Genomic DNA, 16,829 nt, shown 5'->3' with positions numbered 1-16,829 from the left:
CGCCGTGTCGAGTCGCTTCTGCCGGTTTGTGACGTCCCGGGGGTAAGAGTATGCGTAAAGAACTGCTGCGCCGTCAGGCGCGCGTCTGTCTTCTCGTTGTGGCCGCGGTGCTGGCATGCCCAACCGTCGGTGTTGCCGAGCCCACCGCCGACACCATCGCCGTCAATGTCGACCAGGCCAAGCTGATACGGCTGCCCGGCAAGGTGGCGACCATCGTGGTCGGCAATCCCCTGATCGCCGACGTCACGCTCCAGCCGGGCGGCATGATCGTCGTGACCGGGAAGGGCTATGGGGCCACCAACTTCATCGCGCTCGACCGGGGCGGCGAGATTCTGGTCGACCGTCAGATCCAGGTTGAAGGTCCGAGCGACCGGCTCGTCACCGTCTATCGCGGGATCGAGCGCGAATCGTACAGCTGCGTACCGCTTTGTCAGCGTCGCGTGACGCTCGGCGACAGCGACACCTACTTCACCAACACGATGAACCAGGCCGGTTCGCTGAGCAGCAGTGCCAGCGGTAGCGGCAGTGCCGGGTCGGCTGCCAAATCAAACTAAAGGCTCCCCTGCGGATTCGAGGCGACGTCCCTTCGCGCGTGCCGTGTTTCCGTGCTTCGGGTCGCGCCTGGTTAACGCATTCCTAATGGCGCGGTCCGCCGCACGCGGATCGCCTGAAACACTTAGACAATCAGTTTCCGCTATTGAACGGGCAGATGATCGCGCGTTGCTGGGGAATTTGACGAGATGCCATCGCCTGCACCCACGAGGTTCACGCTCCGGAAAGCGCTGGCCCGGTTTCGCGGCAACCGCCGCGGCTCCGCAGCCGTCGAGTTTGCGCTGGTCGCACCGATGTTCTTCGCGCTGCTGTTCGCCATCATCGAGACGGCGCTCATGTTCTTCGCGAGCCAGGTGCTCGAGACCGTCACGCAGAATTCCGCACGCGCGATTCTGACCGGCCAGGCGCAGGGGCAGGGCGGCTCGGTGGCGGCCTGCCAGACCGCGCCCAATACCGTCATGGCGTGCGACCAGGCAACGTTCAAGACCTATGTCTGCAGCCAGATTCCGGCGTTGTTCGATTGCAGCAAGCTCTACGTCGACGTCGTGAGCACCAGCTCCTTCGGAGCGCTGAGCCTCAAGAACTTTGGCACGTCCTGCGACTTCAATCCCAACGGCATGCAGTACAATGCCGGAACTTCCGGCCAGGTCGTCGTGGTGCGGCTGTTCTATCAGTGGCCGCTCGTCGTCACCGGCCTCGGCTACAACATGGGATGCAGCAACAAGCGGCTGATGGTGGCGACCACCGCCTTCAAGAACGAACCCTTCTGAGGCAGATGAATCTGAGCGGACCAATGCAGGCGATTGCGGATATCTGGAGGAATGCACGTTGCTCCGCGCGCGACTTCGTCGCCGACAAGCGCGCGCTCGCGGCGACCGAATTCGCGGTGATCGTACCGCTGATGCTGGTCATGTTCTTCGGCACCGTCGAATTTTCCTCCGCGGTGGCGATCGACCGCAAGGTCACGTTGATCGCGCGGACGCTGTCCGATCTGACGTCGCAATCGACGTCGCTCGCCGATGCCGACATGCAGAACACGTTCACGGCAAGCATCTCTGTCGTCATGCCTTACGACGCTGCGCTCGTGAAGGGCACGATTTCCCAGATCTACATCGACGCCAACAGCATTGCCACGGTCCAGTGGAGCAAGGCCGGCGTCATCGCGAGCGGCGCGACGCAAGCCACGCTGGCGACCTCGGCTCGGAAGGCTGGCGACAAGGTCACCTCGGAGATCCCCCCGACGCTCTTGATTCCGTCGAGCTATCTCATACTGAGCGAGGCGAACTACACTTACACGCCGGCCATCGGCTACGTGTTGAAGCCGAAAATAACGCTGAGCGATCTCTCCTACACGCGACCGCGCCAGGTCACCTGCGTGCCTTACAACGGCGTGCCGTCGACGTGTTGAATCGCAGGCCGACCCCGGAATGAAAAAGGCCGTGCGTCACGCACGGCCTTCTTGCTTGTTCCGGCTCGGTTGACCGATCTGGGGCAAGGGCCCGCAGGCTCAGCCCGCTGCGCGGAGGTTGTCCGCCGCCGACTTGCCGGAGCGGCGGTCGGCCACGATCTCGTATGAAATCTTCTGGCCCTCGCGCAGCGAGCCGAGACCAGCGCGCTCCACGGCGCTGATGTGAACGAACACGTCCTGGCCGCCGTCGTCGGGCTGGATGAAGCCGAAGCCCTTGGTCGCGTTAAACCACTTCACGGTTCCCATGCTCATGGGGTAGTCCTTCTCAGATACACAATGTCGGAGCCCGCTCGCGCGGGCAGGTTAGATCGAATTTCTGGAAGGGTCGTCAGCGTGTCTGAACCGGCTGTACCGGTGGATGCCAATGTCGTCCGGCCGAAAATCGATTAATTCATTTTATCGAAAACAGGGCTTCGAAACAATCGGGACGTGCACGATTTTTTGATCCGCCGTCGGCACGGCGGATCAACATATGCAGCTCGGATTTTGTATCGCGCGCCCGCGTGCCGCAGCGGGATTAGCGGCGGCGGAACTGGCCGCCGCGCTGTCCGGGACGGGGCGGTCCGCCCGCCGTGCTGGGACGCTCGTCCTTGTGGCGGAAAATCAGCCGGCCCTTCTCGAGGTCGTAGGGCGACATCTCCACCGTCACGCGGTCGCCCGCGAGCGTCTTGATGCGGTTCTTCTTCATCTTGCCGGCGGTATAGGCAACGATCTCGTGGCCGGCGTCGAGCTGCACGCGGTAGCGGGCGTCGGGGAGGATTTCGGTGACCAGTCCTTCGAACTGGATCAGCTCTTCCTTAGCCATGAATTTCTCCAGGTCGTGGACGGCTAGTGCGAATAGGGTTTGCGGTTCGGTTGGCTGTTTGGCCGACTCTCGCGGCGCAAAAAGGCAACGCCTTGTATCCCATCAGGGGTCCCGGCGCTATGCGCGGAACGCTGTTCCGGACGGTCGACAGGCGATGAATGCATCTTACCACCGGAGCGGCGGCGCCGCGAACCCTTCGACGCATTCGGGCCATTGCCGGGCCGTCCGTCAGCATGCCTCGCCTCGGCGTGCCGTCCTTCGCCGTGCCTTCCGTCGCCTTGCTTGCCGGCACCATGGTGGCGCCCGTCGGCATGTCTTTCGTCAGCACGCCGAGCGTCACCGTGCCGTGCCCCTTGCGGGCGCTGGCCCGGGCGGCTGCCCGGCCGGCCCTGCCGTTGCTGCGACGGGGCGGGGCCGGCATCGCGGCGCCCGGCATCGGTGCGGTGGTCCTCGCGCGGCAGCGCCACGCGGATCAGCCGCTCGATGTCGCGGAGATAGCTGAGCTCCTCGCCGCCTGCGACCAGCGAGATCGCGGTGCCGTCGGCGCCCGCGCGGGCGGTGCGACCGATGCGATGGACGTAGGTCTCGGGGACGTTGGGCAGGTCGAAATTGATGACGTGGGTGATGCCGTCGACGTCGATGCCGCGGGCGGCGATGTCGGTCGCAACCAGGGTGCGGATCTCGCCGGAGCGGAACTGGGCGAGCGTCCGCTCGCGATGGTTCTGGGACTTGTTCCCGTGGATGGCGCTCGCGGCAATGCCGGCCTTTTCAAGGGTTTTCACCACCTTGTCGGCGCCGTGCTTGGTGCGGGTGAAAACCAGTGCGCGGTTGATCGGCTCGTCCTTCAGCAGCTTGGTCAGGAAGGCGGGCTTGGAAGAGAAGTCGACCTGGACGATGCGCTGGTTGATCCGCTCGGCGGTCGAGGAGACCGGGGTCACCGCGACGCGGGCCGGATCGCGCAGCATGGCGTCGGCGAGTTCGGCGATGTCCTTCGGCATGGTGGCCGAGAAGAACAGCGTCTGCCGCTTGATGGGCAGCTTGGCGACGATTTTCCGGATATCGTTGATGAACCCCATGTCGAGCATGCGGTCGGCCTCGTCGAGCACGAGAAACTCGACGCTGGAAAGCTTCAGCCCGTTGCTCTGCACGAGGTCGAGCAGGCGGCCCGGGGTGGCGACCAGAACGTCGACGCCCTGCATCAAGGCGCGGACCTGGCGGCCCATCGGCACGCCGCCGATGGCGAGGGTCGAGGCCAGCCGGAGGTGACGGCCATAGGCGTTGAAGCTGTCCAGGATCTGTCCGGACAGCTCGCGGGTCGGAGAGAGTACGAGCACGCGGCAGGTCTTGGGCTGCGGCTTGATGCGGTTCTCGAGCAACCGGTGGAGGATCGGCAGCGCGAAGGACGCGGTCTTGCCGGTTCCGGTCTGGGCGATGCCGACGACGTCGCGGCCGGTCAGCGCGGTCGGAATGGTCTGGGCTTGGATCGGGGTGGGGGTGATGTAGTTCTCTTCACGAAGAGCACGGGCGATTGGCTCGGCGAGGCCGAAATCCTGAAAGGAAGTCAAAAGAGGGGTTCTTTCCATGTCAAAAGCGGGCGCCCGGCGCATTCGGCGCGGCGCGCGCAAAAGGGTGTCGAGAAGACACCTGCGTGTTTGGGGTGTCGGATGGGCTTGGGAGATATGGGGCAAGCCAGAGGCCCGTACGGGCTTAAGAACACGCAGCTCGCTACGACCCCTTGATTCGCAAGAGGTCTCGAATGCTCATATGGAACATCGAGGGGGCGCTTTCAAGGCAAGTTCGCCCGAAACGGTGACTGAGGTGCAAAAATAGTGATGCCGGAAATTTAGCCAAAGGCGATCTATTGCATAGATAATAAGCCGCCTGCCGCATTCGCATACATTTGAATTGCCTGTAATTTAGGCGAAATGACTGCGGCGAAACTTGGATTTCTGTCGATTATTCCTGCCGAAACAATAGGTTAAAGGGTGCTCAGACCATGGCATGGTTCTTGCGATTCCGTTAATCGCAGGCGGCCGTGGGGCCGTTTCGCAGCGTTTTAACGTCTGCGTCAGGGAGATGAGACACTCATGTTTAACAAATCCACTCACGATATAGCGGCATCATTTAGCCGCCGCGGCGTACTCGCCGCGACCGCCGGACTGGTGCTTGGTCTGGCTTCATTGACTGGCGCGAAGGCCGCGGACGACACCATCAAGGTCGGCGTGCTCCACTCCCTGTCGGGCACCATGGCGATCAGCGAAACCACGCTGAAGGACACCATCCTCTTCCTGATCGACGAGCAGAACAAGAAGGGCGGCGTGCTCGGCAAGAAGCTCGAAGCCGTCGTGGTCGACCCCGCTTCGAACTGGCCGCTGTTCGCCGAGAAGGCGCGCGAGCTGATCACCAAGGACAAGGTCTCGGTCGTGTTCGGCTGCTGGACCTCGGTGTCGCGCAAGTCGGTGCTCCCGGTCTTCAAGGAGCTGAACAACATCCTGTTCTACCCCGTGCAGTACGAGGGCGAGGAGAGCGAGCGCAACGTGTTCTACACGGGTGCTGCGCCGAACCAGCAGGCGATCCCCGCCGTCGACTATCTGATGAAGGAAGAGAAGGTGAAGCGCTGGGTGCTCGCGGGCACCGACTACGTCTATCCGCGCACCACCAACAAGATCCTGGAAGCCTATCTGAAGTCGAAGGGTGTCGCCCAGGAAGACATCATGATCAACTACACGCCCTTCGGTCACTCCGATTGGCAGACCATCGTCGCCGACATCAAGAAGTTCGGCTCGGCCGGCAAGAAGACCGCGGTGGTCTCGACCATCAACGGCGACGCCAACGTTCCCTTCTACAAGGAGCTCGGCAACCAGGGCATCAAGGCCAAGGACATTCCGGTGGTCGCGTTCTCGGTCGGCGAAGAAGAGCTCGCCGGCATCGACACCAAACCGCTGGTCGGCCATCTCGCCGCCTGGAACTACTTCCAGTCGATCAAGACCCCCGCGAACGAGAAGTTCATCAAGGACTGGCAGGCCTACACCAAGAACCCGAAGCGCGTGACCAACGATCCGATGGAAGCGCATGTGATCGGTTTCGCCATGTGGGTGAAGGCAGTCGAGAAGGTGAAGTCGACCGATCCGGACAAGGTGATCGATGCGCTCCCCGGCATCGAGGCGCCGAACCTGACCGGTGGCGTGTCCAAGATGCTGCCGAACCACCACATCACCAAGCCGGTGTTCATCGGCGAGATCAAGGGCAACGGCCAGTTCGACGTGGTCTGGAAGACGCCGGGTCTCGTTCCGGGCGACGCCTGGTCGAAGGAGCTGGACGGCTCCAAGGACCTGATCGGCGACTGGGTCGAGAAGAAGTGCGGCAATTTCAACACCAAGACCAGCAAGTGCCTCGGTTCGGGCTCCTGATCCGGATCTGACGCTCCATGCACGATCGGGGAAGGCGGCGATCCCGCCGCCTTCTCCACTCATTTCTGCCGGGGTCATTCACAGTGCCAGCCCATTTGTCCGCCCGTCTCCGTTCGCTTGCACTCTCGCTGTTCCTGATCGCATTCGCGCTGCCGGCCTTCGCCGGTCCGTTCGAGGACGCGGTCGCCAAATTCGCCAACGACGATTTTTCCGACACGGAAGAGGCGATCGGTGTGGTCGCCGGCAGTGGCAACAAGCTGGCTTTCCCCATCATCAGCGCGCTCCAGGACGGCCGCCTCATGGCCGATCCTGACAGCAAGAAGGTTTACGTCACCGGCACCGACGGCAAGTCGATCGACGCTGCGACCGGCGAGGCCGTCACCAGCGTGCCCGACAGCGCGACCGCGGTCCGCCTCAACAACCGCCTGCGCCGCAGCGTCGATGCCGCGGTCGGCAGCCTGACGCTTCAGTCGCCGGATGTCGGAACGCGCCTGCAGGCCGCGCAATCCGTCTTCAAGTCGCATGAGGAGACCGCGCTCGAGGCGGTCGATGCCGCGCTTGCCAAGGAAACCAATAAATCGGTCAAGACCGCGCTCGGCGAGGCCCGCGCCGCGATCCTGCTGTTCAAGCCCGACGCCACCGAGGTCGAGAAGCTCGAGGCCGTGGCCACCCTCAAGGCGCGCGGCGACCAGGACGCGCTGGCTCTGCTCACCGGCATGGGCGACCAGCCGGCGTCGGTCACCAAGGCCGCCGCGAGTGCGATCGGCTCGATCCAGAGCTCGCTCGCGGTCTGGTCCATGGTGCAGAACGCCTGGTACGGCCTCTCGCTCGGCTCGGTGCTGCTGCTCGCGGCGATCGGACTCGCCATCACCTTCGGCGTGATGGGCGTCATCAACATGGCGCATGGCGAGATGGTGATGATCGGCGCCTACGTTACCTTCGTGGTGCAGGAGGTGATCCGCACCCGCTATCCCGGCCTTTTCGACTATTCGCTGCTGATCGCCGTGCCTCTCGCCTTCCTGGTCGCCGGCGCCATCGGCGTCCTGATCGAGCGCAGCATCATCCGCTTCCTCTATGGCCGTCCGCTGGAGACGTTGCTGGCGACCTGGGGTCTGTCGCTGGTGCTGCAGCAGGCGGTGCGCACCATGTTCGGCCCGACCAACCGCGAGGTCGGCAATCCCTCCTGGATGAGCGGCGCGTTCGAGCTCGGCCAGATCACCATCACCTATAACCGGCTCTGGATCCTCGTCTTCACGCTCGCGGTGTTCGCGATCCTGCTCGCGATGCTGCGCTACACCGCGCTTGGCCTCGAGATGCGCGCGGTGACGCAGAACCGCCGCATGGCGGCTTCGATGGGCATTGCGACCTCGCGTGTCGACGCATTGACCTTCGGCCTCGGCTCGGGCATTGCCGGCATTGCCGGCGTCGCGCTGTCGCAGATCGACAATGTCAGCCCCAACCTCGGCCAGAGCTACATCATCGACAGCTTCATGGTCGTGGTGTTCGGCGGGGTCGGCAATCTCTGGGGCACGCTGGTCGGCGCGTTTACGCTCGGCATCGCCAACAAGTTCCTGGAGCCGGTGGCCGGCGCCGTGCTCGGCAAGATCGCGATCCTGGTTCTCATCATCCTGTTCATTCAAAAACGGCCGCGCGGCCTGTTCGCGCTCAAGGGCCGTGCGGTGGAAGCATGACCCCTCACATGCTGACGCGATCGCTGGACCGCAGCGCGACGATCTTCCTCGCCGTCGTCGCGGCTTGCGGCATCCTCATCCCGCTCTCCAATCTGCTGCTGCCCGCGGGCTCGTTCCTGCAGGTGCCGACCTATCTCGTCGCGCTCTGGGGCAAATATGTCTGCTACGCCATCCTCGCGCTGTCGATCGACCTGATCTGGGGCTATTGCGGCATTCTCTCGCTCGGCCATGGCGCCTTCTTCGCGCTCGGCGGCTACGCCATGGGCATGTATCTGATGCGGCAGATCGGCACCCGCGGCGTCTACGGCAATCCGATCCTGCCCGACTTCATGGTGTTCCTGAACTGGCAGAAGCTGCCCTGGTACTGGTACGGCTTCGACATGTTCTGGTTCGCAGCGCTGATGGTGCTGGTCGTGCCCGGCCTGCTCGCCTTCTGCTTCGGCTGGCTCGCGTTCCGCTCCCGCGTCACCGGCGTGTATCTGTCGATCATCACGCAGGCGATGACCTATGCGCTGCTGCTCGCCTTCTTCCGCAACGATTTCGGGTTCGGCGGCAACAACGGCCTGACCGACTTCAAGGACATTCTGGGCTTCAACGTGCAGGCGGAGGGCACTCGTGCGGCGCTGTTCGCGCTGAGCTGCCTGGCGCTGATCATAGGCTTCCTGATCTGCCGCGCCATCGTCTCGTCCAAGCTCGGCAAGGTTCTGATCGCGGTGCGCGACGCGGAATCGCGGACGCGCTTCCTCGGCTACCGCGTCGAGTCCTACAAGCTGTTCGTGTTCACGGTGTCCGCCTGCATGGCCGGCGTCGCCGGCGCGCTCTACGTGCCGCAGGTCGGCATCATCAACCCCTCCGAATTCGCCCCCGGCAATTCGATCGAGGCGGTGATTTGGGTCGCGGTCGGCGGCCGCGGCACCTTGGTGGGCGCAGCGCTCGGCGCCGTCGTGGTCAATTACGCCAAGACCTTCTTCACGTCCGGCATGCTGGCGCCCTACTGGCTGTTCATGCTGGGGGCGCTGTTCATACTCGTGACGCTGCTGCTGCCCAAGGGCATCGTCGGCACATTCAATGCCTGGTGGGACACGTCGAAGGAAAAGCGCACCGCCGCGGCCGCGGCGAGCGCTGCGGCCGAAGACGGCGTCACCGAACCCAAGATGGCGGAGTAGCGCGATGAACGTCATGGACACCCGCGCGACCTCCGCGATGCTCTATCTCGACGGCGTGCACGTCTCGTTCGACGGATTCCACGCCATCAACAATCTGTCGCTGGCGCTGGAGCCCGGCGAGATGCGCGCCATCATCGGCCCGAACGGCGCAGGCAAGACCACGATGATGGACATCATCACCGGCAAGACCAAGCCCGACGAGGGCGTGGTGCTGTTCGACGGCGTCACCGACCTGACGCGGCTCGACGAGACCCGCATCGCCGAGCTCGGCATCGGCCGCAAATTCCAGAAGCCGACCGTGTTCGAGAGCCAGACCGTGCAGGACAATCTTCTGCTCGCGCTCAACGTCGACCACTCGGTCCGCGGCACGCTGTTCTGGCGGGGCAGCAAGGCGGAGGCCGAGCGCATCGACAAGGTGCTGGAGACGATCCGCCTCACCGACGCCCGCAACCGCCTTGCCGGCAGCCTCAGTCACGGCCAGAAGCAGTGGCTCGAGATCGGCATGCTGCTGGCGCAGGATCCGAAGCTGCTGCTCGTGGACGAGCCGGTCGCGGGGATGACCGACGTCGAGACGCATCTCACCGCCGAGCTGCTGAAGGAGATCAACAAGACCCACACCGTGATGGTGGTCGAGCACGACATGACGTTCGTGCGCGAGCTCGGCGTCAAGGTCACCTGCCTGCACGAGGGTACCGTGCTCGCGGAAGGAACCATCGACCAGGTCTCGTCCAACGAGCGGGTGATCGAAGTGTATTTGGGACGCTGAGCCATGCTTGAGGTCAAGGACATCAACCTGTTCTACGGCGCTGCCCAGGCGCTGCGCGGCGTCTCGATTTCGGCGGAGCCCGGCAAGGTTACCTGCGTGCTGGGGCGCAACGGGGTCGGCAAGACCTCGCTCTTGCGCGCCATGGTCGGCCAGTATCCGATCGCATCGGGCGCCATCGTGTTCGACGGCAGCGATATCACCGGCCTCAAGCCGTATGAGCGGGCGCGCAAGGGCATCGGCTTCGTGCCGCAGGGCCGCGAGATCTTCCCGCTGCTGACGGTCGAGGAGAATCTCAAGACCGGCTTCGGTCCGCTCAAGCGCGAGGACAGGCACATTCCGGACGACGTGTTCTCGCTGTTTCCGGTGCTGCAATCCATGCTCGGCCGCCGCGGCGGCGATCTCTCCGGCGGCCAGCAGCAGCAGCTCGCGATCGGCCGCGCCCTGGTGATGCGGCCGAAGCTGCTCCTGCTCGACGAGCCGACCGAAGGCATCCAGCCTTCCATCATCAAGGACATCGGCCGCGCCATCTCTTACCTGCGCAACCTCGGCAGCATCGCCATCGTGCTGGTCGAACAATATCTCGACTTTGCCTGCGAACTCGGCGACAGTTTCGCCGTGATGGATCGCGGCGCGGTGAAGTACACCTGCGATCGCTCCAATCTCGACGCAAGCGAAATCAGCCGCCAGATGGCGCTGTAAGCCGGCAGTTTCTGCCGCGACCGGCTGGGGAGGCGGATGCGCAGCGACGTTTCAGTCACGTCCGGGGTTTTCGAAGCGAACCGCGCCCGCGGCGCGGTGCGCTTCGACGTGCACGCGCGCGATGGGATGACGCGGCGGGGCGCCTTGCATGAGTCCGGCTCGCTGCGCGTGCGTTTTCCCTCGCCGGAAGGCGAGGGGCTCTCCGGCGTGTTCGTCAATACGGCCGGCGGGGTGGCTGGCGGGGACCGTTTCGACATCGAAATCGCAGCAGAGCGGGGCTCGCGGCTGACACTCACCACTGCGGCGGCTGAAAAGGTCTATCGTGCGCCCGGTGCGGCAGCGCAGCTCAGTATCGCCTTGAAAGTCGCCGCGGGAGCGCATCTCGCATGGCTGCCTCAGGAGACGATCCTGTTCGATCGTGCCCGGGTTCACCGCCGCTTCGATATCACGCTCGACGAGAACGCCTCGCTCCTGCTTTGCGAGATCGTCGTGTTCGGCCGCACCGCCATGGGCGAGCGGATGGAGCAGGGTGAATTCGTCGACAGCTGGCGGATGCGCCGCGGCGGCAGGTTGGTCTTCGCCGAGACGGTCAGGCTCGGCGGCGCTATCGGCCCAAAGCTCGCGCGATCCGCGGTCGCCAAGGGTGGCGCGGCGATCGGCACGGCCCTGATCGTGCCCGGCGATGAGGCACTGGTCGATCGCATCCGCGAGGCGTCGGAGTCGTTCTCCGGCGAGGTCGGGATATCCGCGTGGAATGGATTTGCAATGGCACGGTTCTGTGCCCAAGATGCGGCGCGTTTGCGCGCCGACATGATGGCTGTGCTGGCGCGCACCGGCGCCGCGCTGCCGCGGCTGTGGTTGAATTGATCGGCTGAATTGACGTGTTGAACGGAAGAGATGTTGCATGAACCTGTCTCCCCGCGAAAAGGACAAGCTCTTGATCTCGATGGCGGCGATCGTGGCGCGCCGCCGGCTGGATCGCGGCGTCAAGCTGAACCATCCCGAGGCGGTCGCGATCATCTCCGACTTCATCCTCGAGGGCGCGCGCGACGGCCGCACCGTCGCCGAGCTGATGCAGTCCGGCGCGCAGGTGCTGACCCGCGACCAGGTGATGCCGGGCATTCCCGAGATGATCCACGACATCCAGGTGGAGGCCACATTTCCGGACGGAACGAAGCTCGTCACCGTGCACGAGCCGATCAGGTAGGAGCAAAACGCATGATCCCCGGCGAACTCTTCATCCAGGACGGCGAGATCGAGCTCAATGCCGGCCGCAAGACCGTGACGCTGACGGTCGCGAACACCGGCGACCGCCCGATCCAGGTCGGCTCGCATTACCATTTCTTCGAGACCAATCCGGCCCTGAAATTCGACCGCAAGAAGGCCCGCGGCATGCGTCTCGACATCGCCGCCGGCACCGCCGTCCGCTTCGAGCCCGGCCAGACCCGCGACGTCCAGCTCGTCGCCATGGCCGGCAAGAAGACCATCTATGGTTTCCGCGGCGACGTGATGGGGAAGCTTTGATCCCCACAGGAACGAGCGCGGCGCGGCACGGTTGAGGCGGGAACGGAGGTGTTTTCCATGCTCTCGCCAATCCGCCTTGTCTCCGAAGCCGCCGAGCTCGCCGCGCAGCGCCACAACGGCATGGCGCGCAAGGGGCGCGGTAACGAGCCGTACATCAATCATCTCGCCGAGGTCGCGAACCTGCTTGCGACCGCGACTGACGGCGCCGACGCCGAGCTGGTTGCGGCCGGCTGGCTGCATGATGCGATCGAGGACACCGACACAGCGCCCGAGGAGCTGGCGCAGAGATTTTCCGCGCGTGTCGCTTCCCTCGTCGTTGAATGCACCGACGACATGAGCTTGCCGAAGGCCGAACGGCGGCGCCGGCAGGTGATGGACGCACCGAGAAAATCCGCTGGCGCGAAGCTGATCAAGATCGCGGACAAGATCAGCAATACAGGGGCGCGGATTCAAATCGAACCCAGTGCCGAGGAACGCGACGATCTCGCCGATTACGTCGCGTGGGCCACGCAGGTCGTTGCGGGTTGCCGCGGCGGCAATGCGTGGCTCGACGAGAAATTCGACGATGCCGTGAAAGCAGCGAAGGCGCTGCTGTGACCCACCAGATATTCAAACGCAAACGGGGCTTGTGATGTCCGTCAAGATGAAGCGTTCCGTCTATGCCGACATGTTCGGCCCGACCACCGGCGACAAGGTGCGGCTCGCCGACACCGACCTCATCATCGAGGTCGAGAAGGACTTCACCACCTATGGCGAGGAGGTGAAATTCGGCGGCGGCAAGGTGATCCGCGACGGCATGGGTCAGTCGCAAGTCACCAACAGGCAGGGCGCGGCCGACACGGTCATCACCAATGCGCTGATCGTCGATCACTGGGGCATCGTGAAAGCCGACGTCGCCATCAAGGACGGCATGATCGCTGGCATCGGCAAGGCCGGCAATCCCGACATCCAGCCGGGAGTCACCATCATCATTGGCCCGGGCACCGATGTGATCGCGGGCGAGGGCAAGATCCTTACCGCGGGCGGCTTCGACAGCCACATCCATTTCATCTGCCCGCAGCAGATCGAGCACGCGCTCATGAGCGGCGTCACCTCGATGCTCGGCGGCGGCACCGGTCCGTCGCACGGCACCTTCGCCACCACCTGCACGCCGGGTCCGTGGCACATCGCGCGGATGATCCAGTCGTTCGATGCTTTCCCGGTCAATCTCGGCATCTCCGGCAAGGGCAACGCCTCGCGGCCGGCCGCGCTGGTCGAGATGATCAAGGCCGGAGCATGCGCGCTGAAGCTGCACGAGGATTGGGGCACGACGCCGGCCGCGATCGACAACTGCCTGTCGGTCGCCGACGATCACGACATCCAGGTGATGATCCATACCGATACGCTGAACGAATCGGGTTTCGTCGAGGATACGATCAAGGCATTCAAGGGCCGCACCATTCATGCCTTCCACACCGAAGGTGCCGGCGGCGGTCACGCGCCCGACATCATCAAGGTCGCAGGCCTGAAGAACGTGCTGCCGTCCTCGACCAACCCGACGCGGCCCTTCACCCGCAACACCATCGACGAGCATCTGGACATGCTGATGGTGTGCCATCACCTCGACCCCTCGATCGCGGAAGACCTCGCCTTCGCCGAGAGCCGCATCCGCAAGGAGACCATCGCCGCCGAAGACATCCTGCATGATCTCGGCGCGCTCTCGATGATGTCCTCGGACTCCCAGGCCATGGGCCGCCTCGGCGAGGTCATCATCCGGACCTGGCAGACCGCCGACAAGATGAAGAAGCAGCGCGGGGCGTTGCCGCAGGACAAGGGTAAGGACAACGACAATTTCCGCGTCAAGCGCTACATCGCCAAGTACACGATCAATCCGGCGATCGCGCACGGCGTGTCGAAGCTGATCGGCTCGGTCGAGAAGGGCAAGCTCGCCGATCTCGTGCTGTGGTCGCCGGCCTTCTTCGGCGTCAAGCCGGACTGTATCGTCAAGGGCGGCAGCATCGTCGCAGCGCCCATGGGCGATCCCAACGCCTCGATCCCGACGCCGCAGCCGGTGCACTACCAGCCGATGTTCGGCGCCTTCGGCAAGGCACGCACGGCGTCCTCCGTCGTTTTTGCCTCGAAGGCGGCCATCACCGGCGGCCTCGCGCGAAAGCTCGGCATCGACAAGAAGCTCTATGCCGTCCAGAACACCCGCGGCAGGATCTCCAAGAAGAGCATGATCCACAACGATGCCACGCCCAATATCGAGGTCGATCCGGAGACCTACGAGGTCCGCGCCGACGGCGAGCTGCTCACTTGCGCCCCTGCCGAGGTGCTGCCCATGGCGCAGCGATATTTCATGTACTGAAATAGCGCGTTTGCATGCCTCAGGAGCATGTCCGGGTGGCTTTTCGGTTTTGCGTTCGATCCCGCCTGGTCTAATGTCCCGCTCGGTATCTGAAGCCAGAAGAAAAGCCGGGAGGATTTCTCGTGATCTACGTCGTTGCTACCTTGACCATCAAGCCCGAAACGCGCGCCGAATTCATTGCAGCGGCCACCGCCTGCATCAAGGAGACCCGGAAGGAGCCCGGCAATATCGCCTATGATCTGCACGAGAGCGTCACCGATCCCAGCAAGATGGTGTTCGTCGAGCAGTGGGAGAATGCCGAGGCGCTGGTGCCGCATCGGGGCATGGAGCACATGAAGACGTTCGGCCGCGTCGCGGTGAAATGCTTTACGGCGCCGCCGAAGATCGAGGTGATCACGCCCGAGAAGGTTGAGACGCGGTAGCGGGGTAAACGGATGATCCGGGCGACGCAGGTCAGGGGACAGCACCGCTTCACGGAAGCGCCAGCGGATACGGTCGTGCTCGATTTCGACGATCGGCACCGTCGCCGCATGGCGATGACGGGCACGCGGGGCCTCGAGTTCCTGCTCGACCTGGAACAGGCCGTTGCGCTGCGCGGCGGCGACGCCCTCGTGCTGGAGGACGGCCGGCTGGTCGAGGTGGTCGCCGCGCCCGAGCCGCTGCTGGAGATCCGCGGGCGCGATCCGCACCATCTCGTTCGCGTTGGTTGGCACCTCGGCAATCGTCATCTGCCGACGCAGATCATGGCCAAGGCCCTGCGCATTCGTCGCGATCACGTCATCGAGGCGATGGTGAAGGGCCTCGGCGCGCGCGTGATCGAGATCGAGGCGCCGTTCGATCCCGAAGGTGGGGCCTATGCCGATGCGGCCCACGCGCATGGGCACGACGACCATGCGCATCACGATCACGGTCACCATCACCACGATCATGACCATGGCCACGATCATGACCATCATCACGACGAGCATTGTGACCACCCCGACCATCACCACGGCCACAAGCATGCTCATGACCACAAATGAGCCGGTCGGCGCTACTGACCTCGCCGCGCGCGAGGCGGCGGCGCTGTACCGGTTGATGACCTGGCTATCGCCCGCGTTCCCGGTTGGCGGCTTCTCCTATTCCAGCGGCCTCGAATGGGCGGTCGAGGCGGGCGACATCACCGACATCGCCTCGCTGGCGGATTGGCTCGATGCGATGCTCGTCGACGGCTCCGGCTTTTGTGACGCGACGTTTCTGGTCCACGCCTATCGCGCCGCGGAAGCAGGCGAGACTGCCGCTTTGAACGACATCGCCGAGCTCGCCGCCGCCTTCGTGCCCTCGCGCGAGCGGCAGCTTGAAACGACCTCGCAGGGCCGCGCCTTCATCGACATCGCCCGCGCCGCCTGGGACGCCGATGGGCTGGATGCCACGGTCGCGGCATGCCGCACGGCATTGGTCTATCCCGTCGCGGTCGGCGTGGTCGGTGCGATGCACGGCGTGCCACTGGCGCCTACGCTGCACGCCTTCCTGCATGCGCTGGTCTCGAACTGGATTTCGGCGGCTAGCCGGCTCATTCCGCTCGGGCAGACCGACAGCCAGCGCGTGCTGGTGAGGCTGGAAGCCGCCGTCGCAGCGACCGCCAATCGTGCGCTGAATGCGGCATTGGACGATCTCGGCAGTGCGACGTTTCGCGCCGATCTCGCCAGCCTGCGCCACGAGACGCAATACACGCGGCTGTTCCGGTCGTGATCCGTGCGGCCTTCAACCCATCGAGAGAGAGCGAATCGTATGTCGAAATCTCACGGCCCCTTGCGTGTCGGAGTCGGCGGCCCGGTCGGATCGGGCAAGACCGCGCTGATGGACCTGCTTTGCAAGACCATGCGCGAGCGCTATGACATTGCGGCGATCACCAACGACATCTACACCAAATGGGATGCGGAGTTCCTGGTGCGTTCGGGATCGCTGACGCCGGATCGCATCGCCGGCGTCGAGACCGGCGGCTGCCCGCACACCGCGATCCGCGAGGATGCCTCGATGAACCTGGCCGCGGTCGCGGACATGCGCGCCAAGTTTCCCGGACTTGATCTCGTGCTGATCGAGTCCGGCGGTGACAATCTCGCTGCCACTTTTTCCCCGGAGCTGGCCGACCTCACCATCTACGTCATCGATGTCGCCGCTGGCGACAAGATCCCGTCCAAGGGCGGCCCTGGCATCACCCGGTCCGACCTGCTGGTCATCAACAAGACCGACCTTGCGCCCCATGTGGGCGCCTCCCTGGAGAAGATGGAGACCGACACAAGGCGCATGCGCGGCGAGCGTCCCTTCGTCATGACCAACCTGAAGAAGAGCGAGGGGCTGGACCGGATTGTCGGCTTCATCGAGGCCAAAGGCGGCCTGAAACGGCCGGGCTGACGGGACG

20 protein-coding genes are annotated in these 16,829 nt (G+C 64.3%); 17 read left to right on the top strand and 3 right to left on the bottom strand.

The window, feature by feature from the left end; genetic code table 11:
* Positions 1-50 precede the first annotated feature (50 nt).
* The 3 genes from AX729_RS17685 (at position 51) to AX729_RS17675 (ending at position 1,960) form a co-directional block, all read left to right on the top strand.
* Complete coding sequence (locus AX729_RS17685; protein ID WP_061025250.1) at positions 51-554, top strand: pilus assembly protein N-terminal domain-containing protein; 504 nt, start codon at positions 51-53, stop codon at positions 552-554.
* Positions 555-740: 186 nt separating this feature from the next.
* Complete coding sequence (locus tag AX729_RS17680; protein ID WP_061025248.1) at positions 741-1,322, top strand: TadE/TadG family type IV pilus assembly protein; 582 nt, start codon at positions 741-743, stop codon at positions 1,320-1,322.
* Between the two features lie 23 nt (positions 1,323-1,345).
* Entirely contained in the window at positions 1,346-1,960 is a 615-nt protein-coding gene (locus AX729_RS17675; protein WP_082770462.1) for a TadE/TadG family type IV pilus assembly protein, read from the top strand.
* A 99-nt stretch (positions 1,961-2,059) separates the two neighbouring features.
* Here the strand turns inward: AX729_RS17675 and AX729_RS17670 are convergent, their stop codons facing one another.
* From AX729_RS17670 to AX729_RS17660, 3 genes are all read right to left on the bottom strand, one after another.
* Positions 2,060-2,272 (bottom strand): cold-shock protein, encoded by a 213-nt coding sequence (locus AX729_RS17670; RefSeq protein WP_014439634.1) that lies wholly within the window; start codon positions 2,270-2,272, stop codon positions 2,060-2,062.
* Positions 2,273-2,537: 265 nt separating this feature from the next.
* Positions 2,538-2,825, bottom strand: a complete 288-nt coding sequence (gene infA, locus AX729_RS17665; protein WP_024340539.1) for a translation initiation factor IF-1 — start codon at positions 2,823-2,825, stop codon at positions 2,538-2,540.
* 23 nt (positions 2,826-2,848) lie between these two features.
* Complete coding sequence (locus AX729_RS17660) at positions 2,849-4,432, bottom strand: DEAD/DEAH box helicase (RefSeq protein ID WP_061025243.1); 1,584 nt, start codon at positions 4,430-4,432, stop codon at positions 2,849-2,851.
* 480 nt (positions 4,433-4,912) lie between these two features.
* Between AX729_RS17660 and urtA the strand changes: the two genes are divergently transcribed.
* The 14 genes from urtA (at position 4,913) to ureG (ending at position 16,822) form a co-directional block, all read left to right on the top strand.
* A complete protein-coding gene (gene urtA, locus AX729_RS17655; protein WP_061025240.1) occupies positions 4,913-6,235 on the top strand; it encodes an urea ABC transporter substrate-binding protein in 1,323 nt (440 codons plus the stop codon).
* An 83-nt stretch (positions 6,236-6,318) separates the two neighbouring features.
* Entirely contained in the window at positions 6,319-7,926 is a 1,608-nt protein-coding gene (gene urtB, locus AX729_RS17650) for an urea ABC transporter permease subunit UrtB (RefSeq protein WP_061025238.1), read from the top strand.
* Positions 7,923-9,092 (top strand): urea ABC transporter permease subunit UrtC, encoded by a 1,170-nt coding sequence (gene urtC / locus AX729_RS17645; RefSeq protein ID WP_061025236.1) that lies wholly within the window; start codon positions 7,923-7,925, stop codon positions 9,090-9,092. The genes urtB and urtC overlap by 4 nt, the downstream gene beginning before the upstream one ends.
* Positions 9,093-9,096: 4 nt before the next feature.
* Entirely contained in the window at positions 9,097-9,858 is a 762-nt protein-coding gene (gene urtD / locus AX729_RS17640; protein WP_061025235.1) for an urea ABC transporter ATP-binding protein UrtD, read from the top strand.
* A 3-nt stretch (positions 9,859-9,861) separates the two neighbouring features.
* On the top strand, positions 9,862-10,557 hold the full coding sequence (urtE, locus tag AX729_RS17635) for an urea ABC transporter ATP-binding subunit UrtE (protein WP_061025233.1): 696 nt from the start codon (positions 9,862-9,864) through the stop codon (positions 10,555-10,557).
* A gap of 36 nt (positions 10,558-10,593) precedes the next feature.
* The gene (locus AX729_RS17630; RefSeq protein WP_061025231.1) at positions 10,594-11,424 is read left to right on the top strand and encodes an urease accessory protein UreD; all 831 of its coding nucleotides are present in this window, start codon (positions 10,594-10,596) and stop codon (positions 11,422-11,424) included.
* A gap of 37 nt (positions 11,425-11,461) precedes the next feature.
* Complete coding sequence (locus AX729_RS17625) at positions 11,462-11,764, top strand: urease subunit gamma (RefSeq protein ID WP_027553946.1); 303 nt, start codon at positions 11,462-11,464, stop codon at positions 11,762-11,764.
* An 11-nt stretch (positions 11,765-11,775) separates the two neighbouring features.
* Positions 11,776-12,081: an urease subunit beta gene (locus AX729_RS17620; RefSeq protein WP_026202067.1), complete on the top strand. Its 306-nt coding sequence runs from the start codon at positions 11,776-11,778 to the stop codon at positions 12,079-12,081.
* A gap of 57 nt (positions 12,082-12,138) precedes the next feature.
* The gene (locus AX729_RS17615) at positions 12,139-12,678 is read left to right on the top strand and encodes an HD domain-containing protein (protein WP_061025230.1); all 540 of its coding nucleotides are present in this window, start codon (positions 12,139-12,141) and stop codon (positions 12,676-12,678) included.
* A 34-nt stretch (positions 12,679-12,712) separates the two neighbouring features.
* Complete coding sequence (gene ureC, locus AX729_RS17610) at positions 12,713-14,428, top strand: urease subunit alpha (protein WP_061025228.1); 1,716 nt, start codon at positions 12,713-12,715, stop codon at positions 14,426-14,428.
* A 122-nt stretch (positions 14,429-14,550) separates the two neighbouring features.
* Positions 14,551-14,850 (top strand): putative quinol monooxygenase, encoded by a 300-nt coding sequence (locus AX729_RS17605; protein ID WP_027573733.1) that lies wholly within the window; start codon positions 14,551-14,553, stop codon positions 14,848-14,850.
* Between the two features lie 12 nt (positions 14,851-14,862).
* Positions 14,863-15,450 (top strand): urease accessory protein UreE, encoded by a 588-nt coding sequence (gene ureE, locus AX729_RS17600; protein WP_061025226.1) that lies wholly within the window; start codon positions 14,863-14,865, stop codon positions 15,448-15,450.
* Complete coding sequence (locus tag AX729_RS17595) at positions 15,431-16,159, top strand: urease accessory protein UreF (RefSeq protein ID WP_061025225.1); 729 nt, start codon at positions 15,431-15,433, stop codon at positions 16,157-16,159. Before ureE ends, AX729_RS17595 begins: the two co-directional genes overlap by 20 nt.
* Before the next feature lie 39 nt (positions 16,160-16,198).
* Positions 16,199-16,822: an urease accessory protein UreG gene (gene ureG / locus AX729_RS17590; RefSeq protein WP_061025223.1), complete on the top strand. Its 624-nt coding sequence runs from the start codon at positions 16,199-16,201 to the stop codon at positions 16,820-16,822.
* The last annotated feature ends 7 nt before the right edge of the window (positions 16,823-16,829 follow it).

The sequence above is a fragment of the Bradyrhizobium sp. CCH5-F6 genome, from assembly GCF_001556045.1.
Lineage (GTDB): Bacteria > Pseudomonadota > Alphaproteobacteria > Rhizobiales > Xanthobacteraceae > Bradyrhizobium.
The sequence above is the reverse complement of the archived record's forward strand: the minus strand, read 5'-3'. Positions and strand labels throughout refer to the sequence as shown.

Coding starts and splice junctions, on each gene's coding strand:
- AX729_RS17685 (WP_061025250.1), top strand. CDS start 51: ATGCGTAAAGAACTGCTGCGCCGTCAGGCGCGCGTCTGTCTTCTCGTT.
- ureE (WP_061025226.1), top strand. CDS start 14,863: ATGATCCGGGCGACGCAGGTCAGGGGACAGCACCGCTTCACGGAAGCG.
- AX729_RS17680 (WP_061025248.1), top strand. CDS start 741: ATGCCATCGCCTGCACCCACGAGGTTCACGCTCCGGAAAGCGCTGGCC.
- infA (WP_024340539.1), bottom strand. CDS start 2,825: ATGGCTAAGGAAGAGCTGATCCAGTTCGAAGGACTGGTCACCGAAATC.
- AX729_RS17620 (WP_026202067.1), top strand. CDS start 11,776: ATGATCCCCGGCGAACTCTTCATCCAGGACGGCGAGATCGAGCTCAAT.
- AX729_RS17615 (WP_061025230.1), top strand. CDS start 12,139: ATGCTCTCGCCAATCCGCCTTGTCTCCGAAGCCGCCGAGCTCGCCGCG.
- urtA (WP_061025240.1), top strand. CDS start 4,913: ATGTTTAACAAATCCACTCACGATATAGCGGCATCATTTAGCCGCCGC.
- AX729_RS17660 (WP_061025243.1), bottom strand. CDS start 4,432: ATGCGCCGGGCGCCCGCTTTTGACATGGAAAGAACCCCTCTTTTGACT.
- AX729_RS17625 (WP_027553946.1), top strand. CDS start 11,462: ATGAACCTGTCTCCCCGCGAAAAGGACAAGCTCTTGATCTCGATGGCG.
- ureG (WP_061025223.1), top strand. CDS start 16,199: ATGTCGAAATCTCACGGCCCCTTGCGTGTCGGAGTCGGCGGCCCGGTC.
- AX729_RS17670 (WP_014439634.1), bottom strand. CDS start 2,272: ATGAGCATGGGAACCGTGAAGTGGTTTAACGCGACCAAGGGCTTCGGC.
- AX729_RS17630 (WP_061025231.1), top strand. CDS start 10,594: ATGCGCAGCGACGTTTCAGTCACGTCCGGGGTTTTCGAAGCGAACCGC.
- AX729_RS17595 (WP_061025225.1), top strand. CDS start 15,431: ATGCTCATGACCACAAATGAGCCGGTCGGCGCTACTGACCTCGCCGCG.
- urtE (WP_061025233.1), top strand. CDS start 9,862: ATGCTTGAGGTCAAGGACATCAACCTGTTCTACGGCGCTGCCCAGGCG.
- ureC (WP_061025228.1), top strand. CDS start 12,713: ATGTCCGTCAAGATGAAGCGTTCCGTCTATGCCGACATGTTCGGCCCG.
- AX729_RS17675 (WP_082770462.1), top strand. CDS start 1,346: ATGCAGGCGATTGCGGATATCTGGAGGAATGCACGTTGCTCCGCGCGC.
- urtC (WP_061025236.1), top strand. CDS start 7,923: ATGACCCCTCACATGCTGACGCGATCGCTGGACCGCAGCGCGACGATC.
- urtD (WP_061025235.1), top strand. CDS start 9,097: ATGAACGTCATGGACACCCGCGCGACCTCCGCGATGCTCTATCTCGAC.